The organism is Pseudomonas putida (genome assembly GCA_029953615.1).
GTDB lineage: Bacteria > Pseudomonadota > Gammaproteobacteria > Pseudomonadales > Pseudomonadaceae > Aquipseudomonas.
This window is the reverse complement of the sequence record CP124529.1, coordinates 5,243,062-5,257,805: the sequence shown is the minus strand read 5'-3', so window position 1 is coordinate 5,257,805 and position 14,744 is coordinate 5,243,062. Positions and strand designations below refer to the sequence as shown.

Below are 14,744 nucleotides of genomic sequence, written 5' to 3'. Positions count from 1 at the left end.
GTTACCTGGGTTGAAGGCCGGGGTCGGCCAGCGCGATCGCCTGGCTGTCGTGCAGGCTGCGGACCATCTGGATGTAGGCCACGCCCAGCCCGGCGACAGACCAGTACACCACCGGAATGAAGGTGATGCTGCTGACGGTGAAAATGATCACCAGGATGCCGAGCAGTGTCGCCAGCAATACCCGGCCGAGCTGGCGTCGCTCGTCATCCTTGTCGGGGAAGCCGAGCATGGCCTTGCGAATGCCGTGCAGTACGGTGGCGAAGAACGCCACGAACAGCCCAAGCCCGACCAGCCCGACCCGCAGCGCCAGGTTGATGTAGGTGTTGACGATGTCGATGATGCCTTCACCCTGAATCATCGATTGCATTTCCGGGGTGTTGCGGAAGTCGAACGAGCCAAACAGCGGGTTGCGCTGGATGACGATCCACGCGTTGTCCATCAGCCGTTCGCGGTAGGTGATGTTCTCTTTCTCGAGGCTGCCAATGAACGGCAGCAGGTCCAGTACCTTTTCGCCACCGGGCACGATGGTCAGCAAGGGCAGGGCCAGCATGCCGGCCGCGGCAAGCAGCGCCAGGCGCCTGACCGCCCCCTTGCCCAGGGCGATGAACACCACCACGATGACCACAGCGCCGATCCACGGGCCACGGGACAGTGGCGCGAACAGCCCGGCGGCCAGCAGCAGGGCGCCCAGCACCCGCTGCCGGGGGCGGCGCACATAACCCTGGACAAACAGGAACAGGCCGATGGCCACGCTCATAACATAGCCCAGGGCAATCGCCTGCCCGGTGGTGACGCTGGCGCGCAGCGAACCGCCACGGCTCAGGTAGCCCGACATGCTCCACGGCACACCCATGGCGTCAACCAGGGCGCTGTACAGCAGCCAGTGGCGCACGTACTCGGCCACGCCGATCAGGGCCAGAACGAAGGCGGCAAGCACGAACGCCAGCAGGGTGTCCTTGAACTCGCTGATCTGGCGCAGGCCACGGCTGGCCACGTAATACGGCAGGAACACATCGACACACAGGTACAGCGTCTGGCGCAGGGTGTCGGTCAGGGTGGTCTCGCGCAGGTACAGCACGCTCATCAGCAGCAGGCCGGCCGCCAACAGCCTGTCGGGCCAGGTGCGGCCGAAGCGCAGGGTGTCGGCTTGCCGGCGCAGGGCCAGTGCCGCCGGCAACAGCACGCACAGGGTCAGCAGGCGGATATGGTTGAGGTCGACCAGATAATTGACCACGCCAAACCCGGGAACCTGCACCGAAGCCGGCGGGATCAGGAACAGCAGCATGTAGAACAGCGCCATGGGGTTGTGTTCGCGACGCCCTGCGATGTACAGGATGACGGCGCCAGCACCCAGGTACAGCCAGAAGCTATGCGAAAAGAAGGCCAGCAGGGTAAGCAGGAACCACAGGTTGCGCCGGCGCTTGAAGTCAGCCAGCGGGATCAGGTCGCTGGCAGGCCGCCGCGCCAGCAGGAAGACCACGCTCGCCAGAAACAGGATGACGATCAACGCACGAAAATGTTCAGGCATTGGCTATGTGCACCTTTGCATCGGTGGGCAACGGCTAGCGTCGTGGCTGATTGAAACTATAGTGACCTTTTAGCCAGTCAGTCAGAGATTGATGTCATGCCGTCGATTGATGTGTCTGCCACTGCGGGCCTGCGCGAGCGGGCCCTGAGGGCCGGGTCCTGGAACCTGGTTGCGCAAGTGGCGTCACAGGTGATGCGCCTTGGCGGCAACCTGGTCATGGCCCGCTTGCTGCTGCCAGAAATGTTCGGCGTGATGGTCATCGCTACCACCGTTTCGGTACTCCTGCATTTATTGTCCGATGTCGGCCTGCGCCAGAACATCATTCAGAGCAAGCGCGGTGACGACCCGGATTTTCTCAATACCGCATGGACCGTGCAGATCATCCGCGGCTTCGTGCTGTTCGTCCTGACCCTGCTTCTGGCCTTGGGGGCCTGGTTCGCCCAGCTCACCGAACTGTGGCCGGCGGACTCCACCTATGCCGCACCGGTGTTGCCGATGGTGCTGGCGGCAACCGGGCTGTCCGCTGTGGTCTGGGGCTTCCAGTCCACCAAGATAGATGTCGCGGTACGGACTTTCCAACAGAAGCGCGTAGTGTTGGTGGACCTGGCCTCGCAGGCGGTTGGCCTGGTGGCGATGCTGGTGCTGGGCTACCTGACCCACTCGGTGTGGGCACTGGTGATCGCCGGCCTGGTGTCTGCCGTGGTCTGGACCATCCTCGGTCATACCGCTCTGGAGGGGCATGACAACCGCCTGCAGTGGGACCGCAGCGCGCTGACCGAACTGATCGTGTTCGGCCGCTGGATCCTGATTGTCGTCGATGGTCGGCGTGCTGGCCATGTACGGTGACCGCATGTGGTTTGGCGCCAGTATGACGGCGGCACAATTGGGTGTGTATTCGATTGCCGTGTTGATCCTGGGTGCCGTGCAGACAGCGCTGATGAAGATTTTCGGCGCAGTGGCGTTGCCCGCCTTCAGCGAAGCGGCACGGGCCGATGACACGGAGCGCCTCAAGGCGCTGTATTACCGCTTCCGTCTGCTGGTCGACCTGCTGGTGCTGTTCATCTGTGGCGGTTTCCTGACCGCCAGCCCGTTGCTGATCGGTTGGCTGTACGACGATCGCTACCGTGAAGCCGGCCCGATGATGGCCATTCTTTCGCTGTCGTTCCTCACATTGCGCTATACCTTGGCTCATCAGGTGTGGATTGCCCTGGGCCTGACCAGATACCAGGCCATGGATAACATCATCCGCCTGGTCTCGTTGTGGGGGGGGCTGCCACTGTTGCTGGCGATCGGTGGCGTTGACTGGGCGATCTGGGGGGTTGCCCTGCATACCGTGCCAACTCTTGTGCTGATCGTGTACGTGAATCGCAAGCTGGATATGTTCAGCCTGAGGCGCGAGCTGGTGGTACTGCCGATGCTACTGGTCGGGGCGCTTTGCGGGGCGCTGCTGACAGCCTTTTTCAACTGGCTGTAGTTCGGCTTGTCGGGTAAAACTTTTCAAGGTGCAGGTCACTGGATCATGGGGAAGCTTACGTTTTGTACTGCGCAATTGGGTCGTAGGGGTTTTCTCCAGAGTTGTGTCTTGCTGGGTGTAGGTGGTGTGGTGTTTGCGGCTACGTCAGCCGTCGCCAGTCAACCTGCCGGCAGGCCTGGGTTCGTGGTGATCAACGGCTGGGTACTGCCGTCCCGTTACTTCCGGAACGAGCACGCATGATCAGGGACTATCAGCAGCAGAAGGCGCTGCGCGACAGTTACGATGTCTGCATCATCGGCGCCGGCCCGGCCGGTATCACCCTGGGCCTGCGCCTGGCCGGCGCCGGCTGGAGCGTCCTGCTTGCCGAAGGTGGCGGGCGCGAATACTCGGCGAACTCGCAAGCCTTGTACGCGTGTGAATCCACTGGCCTGGAGCTGTATGCCGGGGAAGCTCGCCTGCGTTACCTGGGCGGCACATCCAACCATTGGGCCGGCCGTTGTCGGCCGTTCAGCCCTTCGGATTTCGCAGTTCCCCCCATTGGCGACTTGCCTGGCTGGCCCATTCCTTATTCGGAGATCGCAGGTTACCTGCCTGCTGCCATGGATATCGTCGACCTGCCGCCAGGGGCGGACTTTCATGCGTTGAATGATGGCCTGGACGGCGGAGACTTCGAGCCGGACCGCTTTCTGCTGAGCCCGCCAACGCGCTTTGCGCAGAAGTACGCCACGGCCCTGGAGCAGACCCAGGGCCTGGACGTATTCATCAACTGCAATTGCGTGAACCTGGAGTTCGACCAGGCCTCCGGTCACCTGGCTGCAGTCGTGCTTTCCGATGTACGAGTGCAATCGCCAGCGCCTGGTTGCAAGACACTTCGTACTCGCTACAGGTGCCATCGAGAATGCCCGGCAACTGCTCAACAGCGAGTCGTTGGCGGCGGCGGGGATAGTGAGCAAGGACGGGCTGGTAGGCGGTTGCTTCATGGAGCATCTGAACATTGACCTTGGCACCTTTATCCTCAACTCGAGGCTGGCCCCTGACCCGCGCGAGTACTACACCACCGATGCTTTCGTCGATGAATACAAGGCAGGCAAGGGCAACGTCAGGGCCGCCGTGCTGGCTGACGTGCAAACCTATGGTCGTACTGCCGAGGTGAAGCATTTTCTGGAGAACCTGGTCTGCGACATGGGAGTAGCCAGCAAGATCGCCTTCGTGGCCAAGTTCAACTGCCCCGGTGATGGCGTCATCAGCACCATGATCGAGCAGTTTCCCAACCTGCACAGCCGTATTTCGCTGCTGGAGGAGAGGGACGCACTGGGCGTGGCCAAGGTCAATGTCAACTGGGTCCTGACCGCTGATGACCGGCACACCATCAAGTGCATCGGTAGCGAACTGGCCAAGCAGTGGGCTGCCATGGACCTGGGCTTCATCAAGCTCAATGACTTCGTTTACAACACCTCGATACCGCTGAAGTTGTCGCCACATGCCCATCACATGGGTACCACGCGCATGGCGTCTTCGGCGCAGTTCGGTGTTGTCGATACCAACTGCAAGGTGTTTGGTACCGAAAATCTTTATGTCGCTGGCAGCAGCATCTTTGCCACGGGCGGCGCTTCCAATCCGACCATGCCGCTGCTGCAGTTTGCGGTACGCCTGGCCGACCACCTCGATGCCAGGCTGAGCGCGGCCAGCGACGCCATGGCGTGATGCATGTTGTAAATGGGTTGAGTGCGCGACGGTCAGCACCACAAGAACGAGACCGGATGCGCCTCAGGGACAGTCCAGATGGCTTTGATTGCGAGGCTGGCAGAATGAAGGGATGGATACGCAAGGCAGTGGCGCACTATGTCCATGCAACGGGGCGAGGAAGCTCCTTCTACAGGAGGTTCTGCAAGCCGTCAGGGCTTGAGTGGGGGGCCTACCTTGCCCGCTGGGGCAACTTCCACTCGGTAGGCAGCAACTTCTATGTCAATACAGGCTGCAAGTTCCTTGACCCTTCGCTGGTTCGCATCGGCAACAGTGTGGGGCTGTCCGACTGCACCCTTATCGGTCATGACGGGGTGGTACTGCTGATCGAACATCGCTTCGGCAAGCATCTGGATTCGGTCGGTTTCATCGACATCAAGGACAATTGCTTCATCGGCCACGGTGCAATCGTCATGCCTCGCGTCACCATCGGGCCTGAGTCGATCGTGGCCGCCGGTGCCGTGGTGACCAAGGATGTGCCGCCGGGCACGGTGTATGGTGGCAACCCTGCAGAGTTCATATGCACCACCGAGGCGTTGATCAAACGGGTTGAGGCACGTTGCGAAGCCTACCCATGGATCGACCTGGTCAAGCAGCGCAATGGTGCCTACGACCCGCAACTGGAGCCGCAGCTGATGGCGCAAAGGCGCCAGTATTTCTTCGGGGACGGCAACAATGGCTAGCAAACCGGTGGACGTCATGGTGGTCAACTTCAACACGGCCGGGCTGCTGCAGCCGATGTTCGATGCACTGCGCCGGGCCGACAGCGAACGGCTCGCCAGCTACCTGGTGGTGGACAACGCCTCGGTCGATGACTCGCTGCAGCGCCTGGCCGAGGTGTGCCCGCAAGCGCTGCTGCTGAGCAACTCGCAAAACGTGGGGTTCGGCCGGGCCAACAACCAGTTGCTGGCGCACCTGAAGGGCAGGTACGCCTTGCTGCTGAATACCGATGCCTTCGTTGCCGCCGACTCACTGCAGAAAACCCTCGACTACATGGATGCCCACCCCGAGTGCGGGGTGCTGGGGGTGCGCCTGGAAGGCCGCGACGGCGATTTGCAGCCCAGCTGCCGCTACTTCCCCACACCGCTCAACGTGTTCGTCGGGCGAACCGGGCTGGGGCGCTTTTTCCCGGGCTTGAAGATGGTCGACGAAATGAACTGGGACCACGCCTCGGTCCGCGAGTGCGACTGGCTGCCGGGCTGCTTCTACCTGGTGCGCCGCGAAGTGCTGGACCAGGTGGGCCTGTTCGACCCGCGCTACTTTCTTTATTACGAGGAGGTCGACCACTGCAAGCGGGTGAAGGCGGCCGGCTGGAAAGTGGTGTTCTACCCCTATACCACGGTAGTGCACATCGGAGGGGAAAGCTCCAGATCGGTGGCCGAACTGGAGGCGGCCAGCCGGCAGATCTCGTCATACCAGATCGAAAGCGAGCTGCTGTACTTTCGCAAGCATCACGGGCTGGCGGGGCTTGCCTTGCACATGCTGCTGGTCACCCTGGGCGACCTGGTGCTGGCACTCAAGGCGCTGTTGAAACGACGCGGCCGGGGCGCAATACAGGCCTGCTGGCGTCATTGCCGGACGACCTGGTCTCTGTTGTTCAAGACCCGGTACGCCAGCCAACCGACAAGGTAGGTAAAGCCATGTTCGAGAACATACGTGCCGACCTGCGTGCCCATGGCGGCGACTGGGGCGCCCAGGGCTTCTGGGTATTGCTGGTGTACCGTTTCGGCCGATGGCGCTATGGCGTGCGTCCGGCACTGCTGCGCAAGCTGTTTTCGTTCATCTACAAGATCCTGTTCAAGTTCGTGCAGATCATCACCGGTGTGGAGCTGCCGTGCGAAGCGGTGATCGGCCGCAACTTCGTCATCGACCATTTTGGCGGCATCGTCATCAGCGGCTATGCCCGGTTCGGCGATGACTGCCGCATTCGCAACGGCGTGGTGGTGGGCCTGAAGAACGTCAACGAGCCCATTGCACCGGTGTTCGGCAACAACGTCGATATTGGCACCGGGGCCAAGGTGCTGGGCAGCATCCGCATCGGCAACAACGTGATCATCGGTGCCAATGCCGTGGTGTTGGTGGATGTGCCGGACAACTCGCTGGCGGTGGGGGTGCCGGCGATCATCAAGGCCAGGCAACCGGCCGCCACGGCACCCGTCGAGTGAGCCCCATGGCGAGTGGGATCGGTGTGGTGGTGATTGGCCGCAACGAAGGCCAGCGCCTGGCGCGTTGCCTGAACTCGCTGCTGCAGGGTGCGGACAAGGTCATGTACGTCGACTCGGGCTCCAGCGATGGTTCACCGCAGCTGGCCCGCAGCCTGGGAGTAGAGGTACTGATGCTGGACATGGGCACACCGTTCACTGCCGCACGCGCACGCAACGAAGGCTTTTGCGCCTTGCAGCAGCGGCTGCCGACGATGCGGTGGGTGCAGTTCGTCGATGGCGATTGCGAGGTGGATGGCGGCTGGCTGGCCGCGGCGCAGGCGTTTCTCGATGAACATCCCGACGTGGCAGTGGTGTGTGGCCGTCGGCGCGAGCGCTTCCCCCAGCGCTCGGTGTACAACCTGTTGTGCGACCTGGAGTGGGACACCCCCGTCGGCGAGGCCAAGGCGTGTGGTGGCGATGCCCTGATGCGGGTAGATGCCTTGGCTGCTGTTGGCGGCTTTCGCCCGGAGCTGATCGCCGGAGAAGAGCCCGAGCTGTGTGTGCGCTTGCGGGCAAAGGGTTGGAAGGTCTGGCGCCTGGACGCCGAGATGACCCTGCACGACGCTGCCATGACCCGTTTCAGCCAATGGTGGCGGCGTAGCCTGCGTGCTGGCCACGCCTACGCCGAAGGGGCCTACCTGCATGGCCAGGCGCCGGAACGGCACTGGCTGCGCGAATCACGCCGTGCCTGGCTGTGGGGCCTGGGTATCCCGTTGGTGATCCTGCTGGCCTGCCTGCTGCTGGGTGGCTGGTGTCTACTGTTGCTGCTGGTCTACCCGCTGCAGGTGGTACGCCTGGCTCGCCGTGGTGGCAAGTCGGTGCGGGAGAACTGGCTACAGGCGGTGTTTCTGGTCTTGGGCAAGTTCCCGGAAATGCTCGGGCAACTGAAGTTCTTGCGCCACCGCATCGCGGCCGGCAAACCGACGTTGATCGAGTACAAGTGAGAGAGGCCCATGATGCTCGGCACGATCGTGAGAAGCGTGTTTACCTTGCAACCGGGCTATTCGTTGCGGGCGCTGAACAACAAGTGCAAGTTGACGCTGCAGATTGCCAGGCAATGGCCTGAGCTGAAGGCGTTCCTGCGGCGCATGACGGCGGCGCTGGGCCAGCAAGGTTTGCAGCGGCTGGGGGTGGATTGCATCGGTGTCGTGCAGTGGCCTTACCTCAGCAAATGCTGGCAGGCCCCGCAGCGCCTGGAGGTGGTGGCTTCGCACTTCGAAGTGCTGGCCGGGCAGTTTCCGGCGCTGTTGCTGCTGGGGCGGGACGAAAGCCTGACGCTGTGCGAGCTGTCCAGCCATTCGCCGGCCTGTCGCCTGGTCCTGGACCGGCCGATCTGGTTCAAGCGCGAAGGCGAGCTGGTATTGAACCTGTTCCAGGGCGACCTGCGCGTGGCATCCCTGGCATTCAGCCTGTGCCGCAGCCAGGGCGAACTGTGCCTGTTCATCGGTGCCGTGCAGGGCATCCACAAGGGGATCGACAGCGAAACGTCACTGGCCATCTACCGCGACCTGACCAAGGATTTCGAAGGGCTGCGCCCGCGCAGCCTGCTGCTGGAGGCATTGAAGTGCCTGGCCAGGACGCTGGGCGTGGTGCATCTGTATGCCGTCAGTGACGCCTGCCGCCACCATCGGCACGCGTATTTTGGCAACGACAAAGGCCAGGACCTGGCGGCCAATTACGACCTGATCTGGCTGGAGCACGGCGCTACGGCATCGAACCATGCTGACTTCTTCGCCCTTCCGCTGGCTGCGGCGCAGCGGGCGGAACAGGATATTCCGGCGAAGAAACGGGCAATGTACCGCCGTCGCCAGGCGCTGCTCGACAAGATTTTTGCCCGCTTGCAGGCCGCGTTGCCAGGCAGCGGTCACACGCTTGGACTACAAGAGGAACAGGGGGATGCATCTGACGAGGTGGTAGCGGCGGGGCGCCGGCCACCGGTTGTCGACAGCCTGAAGTAATGGCCGGCCCTGCCGCGGCAGGGCCGAAGGTTCACTACGCGGGTCTTGATCTGGATTCCTATGCGCATTGCTTACTTCATAAACCAGTACCCGAAGGTCAGCCACAGTTTCATCCGCCGCGAAATCCTGGCGCTGGAGCGCCAGGGGGTAGAGGTGCAGCGCATTGCGCTGCGCGGGTGGGACGCCGAGTTGCAGGACGCCGAGGACGCGAGCGAACGAGCCAGAACCCGCTATGTGCTGCAGCGTGGCGTCAAAGGCTTGCTGGCACCGGCCTGGCAAGTGCTGCGCGCGCAACCGCGGCGGTTCTTCCGGGCGCTATGGCTGGCCATGCGCCTTGGCCTGCGGGCCGACCGCGCCTGGCCCTACCACCTGGTCTACCTGGCCGAAGCCTGTCAGGTACTGCAGTGGTTGCAGGCAGGCGAGGCAAAACATGTGCATGCGCATTTCGGCACCAATTCCACCGAGGTGGTGATGCTGGCCAACGTGCTGGGCGGGCCAGCCTACAGCTTTACCGTGCACGGGCCGGAGGAGTTCGACAAGCCGCAGTTCCTGCACATGGGCGAGAAGGTGCGGCGTGCTGCATTTGTCGCGGCGGTCAGCTCGTACGGGCGCAGCCAGTTGTTTCGCTGGGTGGCACATGATCACTGGGCCAAGGTGAAGGTGGTGCATTGTGGCCTTGAGCGCAGTTTCCATGAGGTGGCACCGGTCAGCGTGCCCACGGCACCGCGCCTGGTCTGCGTCGGCCGCCTGTGCGAGCAGAAAGGCCAGCTGCTGTTGCTCGAGGCCGTGCGGGTACTGGCCGGCCGGTCGATCGCCTGCGAGCTGGTGCTGGCCGGCGACGGTGAAATGCGTGGGCAGATCGAGGCGTTGATTGCACGGCATGGCTTGCAGCAGCAGGTGCGCATCACGGGCTGGATCAGCAGCGCACAGGTGCGCGAGGAAATCCTCGCCGCCCGCGCGCTGGTGCTACCCAGCTTTGCCGAGGGTTTACCGGTGGTGATCATGGAGGCCATGGCCTTGCGCCGGCCAGTGCTGACCACTTACGTGGCCGGCATTCCCGAGCTGGTGCGGCCGGGCGAGAACGGCTGGTTGTTCCCCGCCGGCGCCGTGGACGAGCTGGCGGCGGCCATGGCCGAGTGCCTGGCGCAGCCCGCCGAAGTGCTGCAGAGCATGGGCGAGGCGGCTCGCCAGCGGGTACTGCAACGGCATGACATCGATACCGAGGCGGCCAGGTTGGCCGGCTACTTCAAGGTGTCCGCATGATGAGTGTATTGGCTGGGTTATTGGGTGTGGTGGCGGCCCTCGTCCTGTTGCCGGTGCTGCTGCTGTTGCTGCAGGTGCTGATGGCCTGCCTGCCGGCGCGTGTTCAGCCCTTGGGCAGCCATGCTCGTCCGCAGGTGGCAGTACTGGTGCCAGCCCATGACGAGGCTTCGATCATTCGTGCCACGCTGGCGAGCATTGTTCCGCAGTTGCGCCCTGGCGACCGCTTGCTGGTGGTGGCGGACAACTGCACGGACGACACTGCGCGGCTGGCGCGCGAGGCTGGTGCCGAAGTGGTGGAACGCCACGACGCACAGTTGCGCGGCAAGGGCTACGCCCTCGACTTTGGCGTGCGCCACCTGGCCGGGCAGCCACCCGAGGTGGTGATCGTGGTGGACGCCGATTGCCAGGTGGGCGAGTGGGCAATCGAGCGTCTGGCGCGGCGCTGCCGTGAGGTCGACCGCCCGGTACAGGCACTGTACCTGATGCGTGCACCGGCTGGGGCTGGGCTTAAGGTGCAGGTTGCCGAGTTCGCCTGGCGGGTAAAGAACCTGGTGCGCCCGCGTGGCTGGGCACGGCTGGGCCTGCCTTGCCAGTTGATGGGCGCGGGCATGGCGTTCGGCTGGCATGACCTGGCCTTGATCGACCTGGCCAACGGGCACCTGGTAGAGGATGTGAAGCTGGGCCTGGACCTGTGCCAACAGGGCAAGCCCCCAGTGTTCTGCCCTGAGGCGGTGGTCAGCAGCCAGTTCCCGGCCGGCCAGCAAGGCCTGGCTAGCCAGCGCACGCGCTGGGAGCATGGGCATCTGGGCTTGATGCTGGCCGATGCGCCCAGGCGTGCGCTGGTCGCAATCACCCAGCGTAACAGCAGCCTGCTGGCCATGACCCTGGACCTGCTGGTGCCGCCCCTGGCGTTGCTGGTACTGGCCCTGCTCGGGCTCAACCTGGTGGCCTGGCTGGCGTACCTGCTGTTCGGCCTGGCGGCACCGGCGTGGATCGCCCTTTGCGCGCTGGCATTGCTGGGCCTTGCCATCGTGCTGGCCTGGGCGCGCTTCTGTCGCGAACTGATCCCGTTTTCCGTGTTGCTGTATGCGCCGTTTTACGTCGCAAGGAAGGTCCCCTTGTATCTGCGGTTTGTGATCAAGCGCCAGGTTGAATGGGTACGTTCGAAACGGGATGAAGGCTGATGGCAGAGTGGCAGAAACGCTGGAATACCCTGGTCGGCAAGCTCGACGTGGTGCCTGATGCCGCTGCCGCGCAGCAGCTGCTCGACAGGCTTGCCACCCCGCAGGTGCCGACCGTGCTGGGCTTCGTCAATGCCCATGCAATGAACCTGGTGGTACGCGATGGTGCATACCACCAGGCACTGTCTGCTGCCGACGTGCTGCTGCGCGATGGCTCCGGCATGGCGATCCTGTATCGCCGGCTGGGGCTTGAACCCGGGCTCAACATGAATGGTACCGACTTCATTCCCAGGCTCATGGCCGCCTACCGGGGGCGGCGGGTCGCTTTCTGGGGCACTCGGCAACCTTACCTGGACCAGGCCGCGCAGCGCAGCGCTGCCCTGTACGGGGTGCTGCCGGTGTCGGTTCACGATGGCTTTGCCAGCGTCGACAGCTACCTGCAGCTGGCCAGGGAGCTGCAACCGGAGCTGATCGTGCTGGGCATGGGCATGCCCCGGCAGGAGGCAGTGGCGGCGAGGCTGGCGGCCACTGGCGGGCCGTGCCTGATCGTGTGCGGCGGTGCGATCCTGGATTTTCTCGGCGGCAAGGTCAACCGGGCGCCCGAGTGGCTGCGGCGGTTGGGCGGGGAGTGGCTGTACCGGCTGTGGCGCGAGCCCAAGCGTTTGTTCATGCGCTACGTGGTGGGCAACCCGTTGTTCCTGCTGCGCACCTTGCGGTACCGCCGGGGCGGGCAGTGATTACGGCACACTGATGGCGGGTGGCTGCTACAGTGAGATCATGGGCTGAGGCTGCACGGTTCTGGCTCACTGGCTGTGCATGAGCTTTCGTCAAGACTGGCTGTTTGACCAAAGCCACGTGCTGCGCGCAAATCGATGAGGTCTGAAATGGTTTTCGAACCCAGAAGCAGTCGTTCCTTGCTGCAAAGAAGAAGTAGCGTAAGTAACGCCATTCAGGCCGGTCTCGACGGAATTGCAGTCACCAGTATTGCCTGGTACCTGATCTACGACCAGTTTGGCTACATCACTTCCGATTATGTGATCATGCTGCTGTTGCTGGTTGGCGCACTGGCAGTCATTTACGATCATTACGCGATCTACCGTACCAACGTCGGGCTTTCCATCAAGGCGTTCCGGCTGTTCAAGGCCTGGTCGGCTACCTTTTGCTTCCTGGTGGTCATGGCATTCCTGACCAAGCAGAGCGAAACCTATTCGCGGCTGTTGGTCGTGCAGTTGTTCATCATTGGCTACATTGCCCAGTTGTTCCTGCATTTTGCCGTGCGAGAGTTGCAAAAGCGCTTTACCGCCCATGCACGCCTGGACAACGCCCTGATCATTGGTGCCGGTGACCTGGCCAATTTCCTGTATCAGAAAATCAGCAACAACCCTTGGCTCGGCGAGCGTGTGCTGGGTTGCGTGCTGATCGGGGCCGAGGAGCCGGGGGGCGAAAGCACCGAAGGCAAGCAGCGCCTGCCGGTGCTCGGGCATATTGCCGAGCTCGACGATATCGTGGCCCGCCACGGCATTCGCACGGTGTACCTGGTGACCCCGCTGGGTGGTTCCGAGGTTATCAACGATGTGTATTTGAAGCTGCTCGACAAGTGCATCGCGGTGAACTGGGTGCCGGACATCTTCTCGTTGCGCCTGATCAACCACAGCGTGAGGGAAATCGCCGGCATTCCTGTACTGACCTTGTCGGAAACACCGCTGACGGGCATGAGCCTGTTCCTGAAAAATCTCGAAGACAGGCTATTGGCGGCGCTGATCCTGCTGTTTGCATCGCCGGTGTTGCTGGCCGTTGCGCTGGCGATCAAGCTCGATAGCCGCGGCCCGGTGTTCTTCCGTCAGGAACGTACCGGCTGGACCGGGGAAGCGTTCCGCATCTGGAAGTTCAGGAGCATGCATGTCCACCAGCCGGAAGCGGGCGTGATCAAGCAGGCGCAGAAGAACGACCCGCGGTTGACCCGGGTCGGCGCCTTCATCCGCCGCACCAGCCTGGATGAACTGCCGCAGTTGTTCAATGTACTGACCGGGGAGATGTCGCTGGTTGGGCCGCGGCCGCATGCGTTGCAACATGACACCTTGTATTCGCAGGACATCGTCGACTACTTTGCCCGCCACAACATCAAGCCTGGCATGACCGGCCTGGCGCAAGTGCGCGGGTTCAGGGGCGAAACCAAGGATATCGAGCAGATGATTCAGCGGGTGGACTCGGACATCGAGTACATCAACAACTGGTCGCTATGGCTGGACTTCGTGATTCTGGTGCGCACGCTGAATGCGTTTACCGGCAAGCAGGCGTATTGAAGCAGGAGCGCGCAAGTGAGCTAGTCCTTGTTCAACGGGTGCAGCTCCCTGAACACCCGCGCTTCCTCCACCAGCCAGTCATGCACCGCCCGTGCCCCCGGCTGGTTCAGCCCACCCGGCGGGTAATGCACCACATAACGCTTGTGATTGGCGATCGGCACGCCGAAAGGCACGATCAGCGCACCGCGCTCCAGTTCGTCGTTGAGCAGGGTGCGCCGGGCAATCGCGACGCCACTGCCGGCGATCGCCGCCTCGATGGTCAGATGGTTGCGGTTGAAGGTGTGCCCACGCCGCACATCCAGGCCGATGGCGCCGATGCCCTCCAGGTAGAACTCCCATTCGGCATATTCCGAACTGCCACGCCAGGCCGTGATGTCGTGCAGCAGCGGGTAGTGTGCCAGGTCCGCCGGCCCATGCAGCGGTGGGCGCCCGCGCAGCAAGGTGGGGGAACACACGGGGAAGATCTGTTCATCCAGCAGCGGCGTCGAGAGCATGCCGGGGTAGCTGCCATCGTTCAGGTCGATGGCCAGGTCGAAATCGCCCGGGTTCAGGGCCTGGGCACTGTCTTCGGCCACCAGCCGCAACTCGATGTCCGGGTAGCGTTGCTGAAAGCGTGGCAGGCGGGGTGTGAGCCACTTGGCCAGAAACGACGGGATCGAGCGCAGGCGCAAGGTGCCGCGGATTTCACCGGCGTCCAGGCGCAGCAGTTCGGCTTCGATGCTGCCGTAGGCTTCGGCCACCGTCTGCGCCAGGCGTTGCCCTTCGGCGCTCAGTTCCACGCCGCGTGCCCGGCGCAGGAACAGCCGGTAGCCCAGTCGTTCTTCCAGCTGGCGCATCTGTTGGCTGACTGCACCCGGGGTGATATGCAGCTCTTCGGCACAGCGGGTGAAGGACAAGTGCCGGGCGGCACAGGCGAACACATGCAGCCAGACGAACATCTGGCCATTGAGTTGTCGTCGCATCGTTTAGTACCACTAAAGCCTTGCTTAGGAAGTTTCGTTGGTCATCCGTGAGCCAGCGCGGCAGTATCGCGCAAAATCGCAATACCACTCAATTTTTCCAGATATCCGTGCTGCGGCATTAGTCCCGG

11 protein-coding genes and 2 pseudogenes are annotated in these 14,744 nt (G+C 63.0%); 11 read left to right on the top strand and 2 right to left on the bottom strand.

Annotated features, from left to right (window positions below; all coding sequences use genetic code 11):
• Position 1 precedes the first annotated feature (1 nt).
• Positions 2-1,528, bottom strand: a complete 1,527-nt coding sequence (locus QIY50_24075; protein ID WGV20321.1) for an O-antigen ligase family protein — start codon at positions 1,526-1,528, stop codon at positions 2-4.
• A gap of 96 nt (positions 1,529-1,624) precedes the next feature.
• On the opposite strand from QIY50_24075, the pseudogene QIY50_24070 reads away from it, so the two are divergent.
• From QIY50_24070 to QIY50_24020, 11 genes and pseudogenes are all read left to right on the top strand, one after another.
• Positions 1,625-3,002 (top strand): annotated as a pseudogene (locus QIY50_24070) (oligosaccharide flippase family protein).
• Positions 3,003-3,238: 236 nt separating this feature from the next.
• Positions 3,239-4,706, top strand: a pseudogene (locus tag QIY50_24065) (GMC family oxidoreductase).
• A 104-nt stretch (positions 4,707-4,810) separates the two neighbouring features.
• A complete protein-coding gene (locus QIY50_24060) occupies positions 4,811-5,428 on the top strand; it encodes an acyltransferase (protein WGV20320.1) in 618 nt (205 codons plus the stop codon).
• Positions 5,421-6,377 carry a glycosyltransferase family 2 protein gene (locus QIY50_24055; GenBank protein ID WGV20319.1) on the top strand — a complete coding sequence of 319 codons (957 nt, stop codon included), beginning with the start codon at positions 5,421-5,423 and terminating at the stop codon, positions 6,375-6,377. Before QIY50_24060 ends, QIY50_24055 begins: the two co-directional genes overlap by 8 nt.
• Before the next feature lie 8 nt (positions 6,378-6,385).
• Positions 6,386-6,910, top strand: coding sequence for a serine acetyltransferase (locus QIY50_24050; protein ID WGV20318.1), 525 nt, complete (start codon positions 6,386-6,388; stop codon positions 6,908-6,910).
• Positions 6,911-6,915: 5 nt separating this feature from the next.
• A complete protein-coding gene (locus tag QIY50_24045; GenBank protein WGV20317.1) occupies positions 6,916-7,893 on the top strand; it encodes a glycosyltransferase in 978 nt (325 codons plus the stop codon).
• A 9-nt stretch (positions 7,894-7,902) separates the two neighbouring features.
• Positions 7,903-8,907 (top strand): VirK/YbjX family protein, encoded by a 1,005-nt coding sequence (locus QIY50_24040; protein ID WGV20316.1) that lies wholly within the window; start codon positions 7,903-7,905, stop codon positions 8,905-8,907.
• 60 nt (positions 8,908-8,967) lie between these two features.
• Complete coding sequence (locus QIY50_24035; GenBank protein WGV20315.1) at positions 8,968-10,170, top strand: glycosyltransferase; 1,203 nt, start codon at positions 8,968-8,970, stop codon at positions 10,168-10,170.
• Complete coding sequence (locus QIY50_24030; GenBank protein WGV20314.1) at positions 10,167-11,354, top strand: glycosyltransferase family 2 protein; 1,188 nt, start codon at positions 10,167-10,169, stop codon at positions 11,352-11,354. The genes QIY50_24035 and QIY50_24030 overlap by 4 nt, the downstream gene beginning before the upstream one ends.
• Positions 11,354-12,088 (top strand): WecB/TagA/CpsF family glycosyltransferase, encoded by a 735-nt coding sequence (locus QIY50_24025; protein WGV20313.1) that lies wholly within the window; start codon positions 11,354-11,356, stop codon positions 12,086-12,088. The genes QIY50_24030 and QIY50_24025 overlap by 1 nt, the downstream gene beginning before the upstream one ends.
• Before the next feature lie 147 nt (positions 12,089-12,235).
• A complete protein-coding gene (locus QIY50_24020) occupies positions 12,236-13,654 on the top strand; it encodes an undecaprenyl-phosphate glucose phosphotransferase (protein WGV20312.1) in 1,419 nt (472 codons plus the stop codon).
• Positions 13,655-13,674: 20 nt separating this feature from the next.
• On the opposite strand, the gene QIY50_24015 is transcribed toward QIY50_24020, so the two are convergent.
• The gene (locus QIY50_24015; GenBank protein ID WGV20311.1) at positions 13,675-14,616 is read right to left on the bottom strand and encodes a LysR substrate-binding domain-containing protein; all 942 of its coding nucleotides are present in this window, start codon (positions 14,614-14,616) and stop codon (positions 13,675-13,677) included.
• Positions 14,617-14,744: the final 128 nt, after the last annotated feature.

What these genes read in the sequence shown, in the direction of transcription:
- QIY50_24075 (WGV20321.1), bottom strand. Translation starts at nt 1,528, where the DNA reads ATGCCTGAACATTTTCGTGCGTTGATCGTCATCCTGTTTCTGGCGAGC.
- QIY50_24060 (WGV20320.1), top strand. Translation starts at nt 4,811, where the DNA reads ATGAAGGGATGGATACGCAAGGCAGTGGCGCACTATGTCCATGCAACG.
- QIY50_24055 (WGV20319.1), top strand. Translation starts at nt 5,421, where the DNA reads ATGGCTAGCAAACCGGTGGACGTCATGGTGGTCAACTTCAACACGGCC.
- QIY50_24050 (WGV20318.1), top strand. Translation starts at nt 6,386, where the DNA reads ATGTTCGAGAACATACGTGCCGACCTGCGTGCCCATGGCGGCGACTGG.
- QIY50_24045 (WGV20317.1), top strand. Translation starts at nt 6,916, where the DNA reads ATGGCGAGTGGGATCGGTGTGGTGGTGATTGGCCGCAACGAAGGCCAG.
- QIY50_24040 (WGV20316.1), top strand. Translation starts at nt 7,903, where the DNA reads ATGATGCTCGGCACGATCGTGAGAAGCGTGTTTACCTTGCAACCGGGC.
- QIY50_24035 (WGV20315.1), top strand. Translation starts at nt 8,968, where the DNA reads ATGCGCATTGCTTACTTCATAAACCAGTACCCGAAGGTCAGCCACAGT.
- QIY50_24030 (WGV20314.1), top strand. Translation starts at nt 10,167, where the DNA reads ATGATGAGTGTATTGGCTGGGTTATTGGGTGTGGTGGCGGCCCTCGTC.
- QIY50_24025 (WGV20313.1), top strand. Translation starts at nt 11,354, where the DNA reads ATGGCAGAGTGGCAGAAACGCTGGAATACCCTGGTCGGCAAGCTCGAC.
- QIY50_24020 (WGV20312.1), top strand. Translation starts at nt 12,236, where the DNA reads ATGGTTTTCGAACCCAGAAGCAGTCGTTCCTTGCTGCAAAGAAGAAGT.
- QIY50_24015 (WGV20311.1), bottom strand. Translation starts at nt 14,616, where the DNA reads ATGCGACGACAACTCAATGGCCAGATGTTCGTCTGGCTGCATGTGTTC.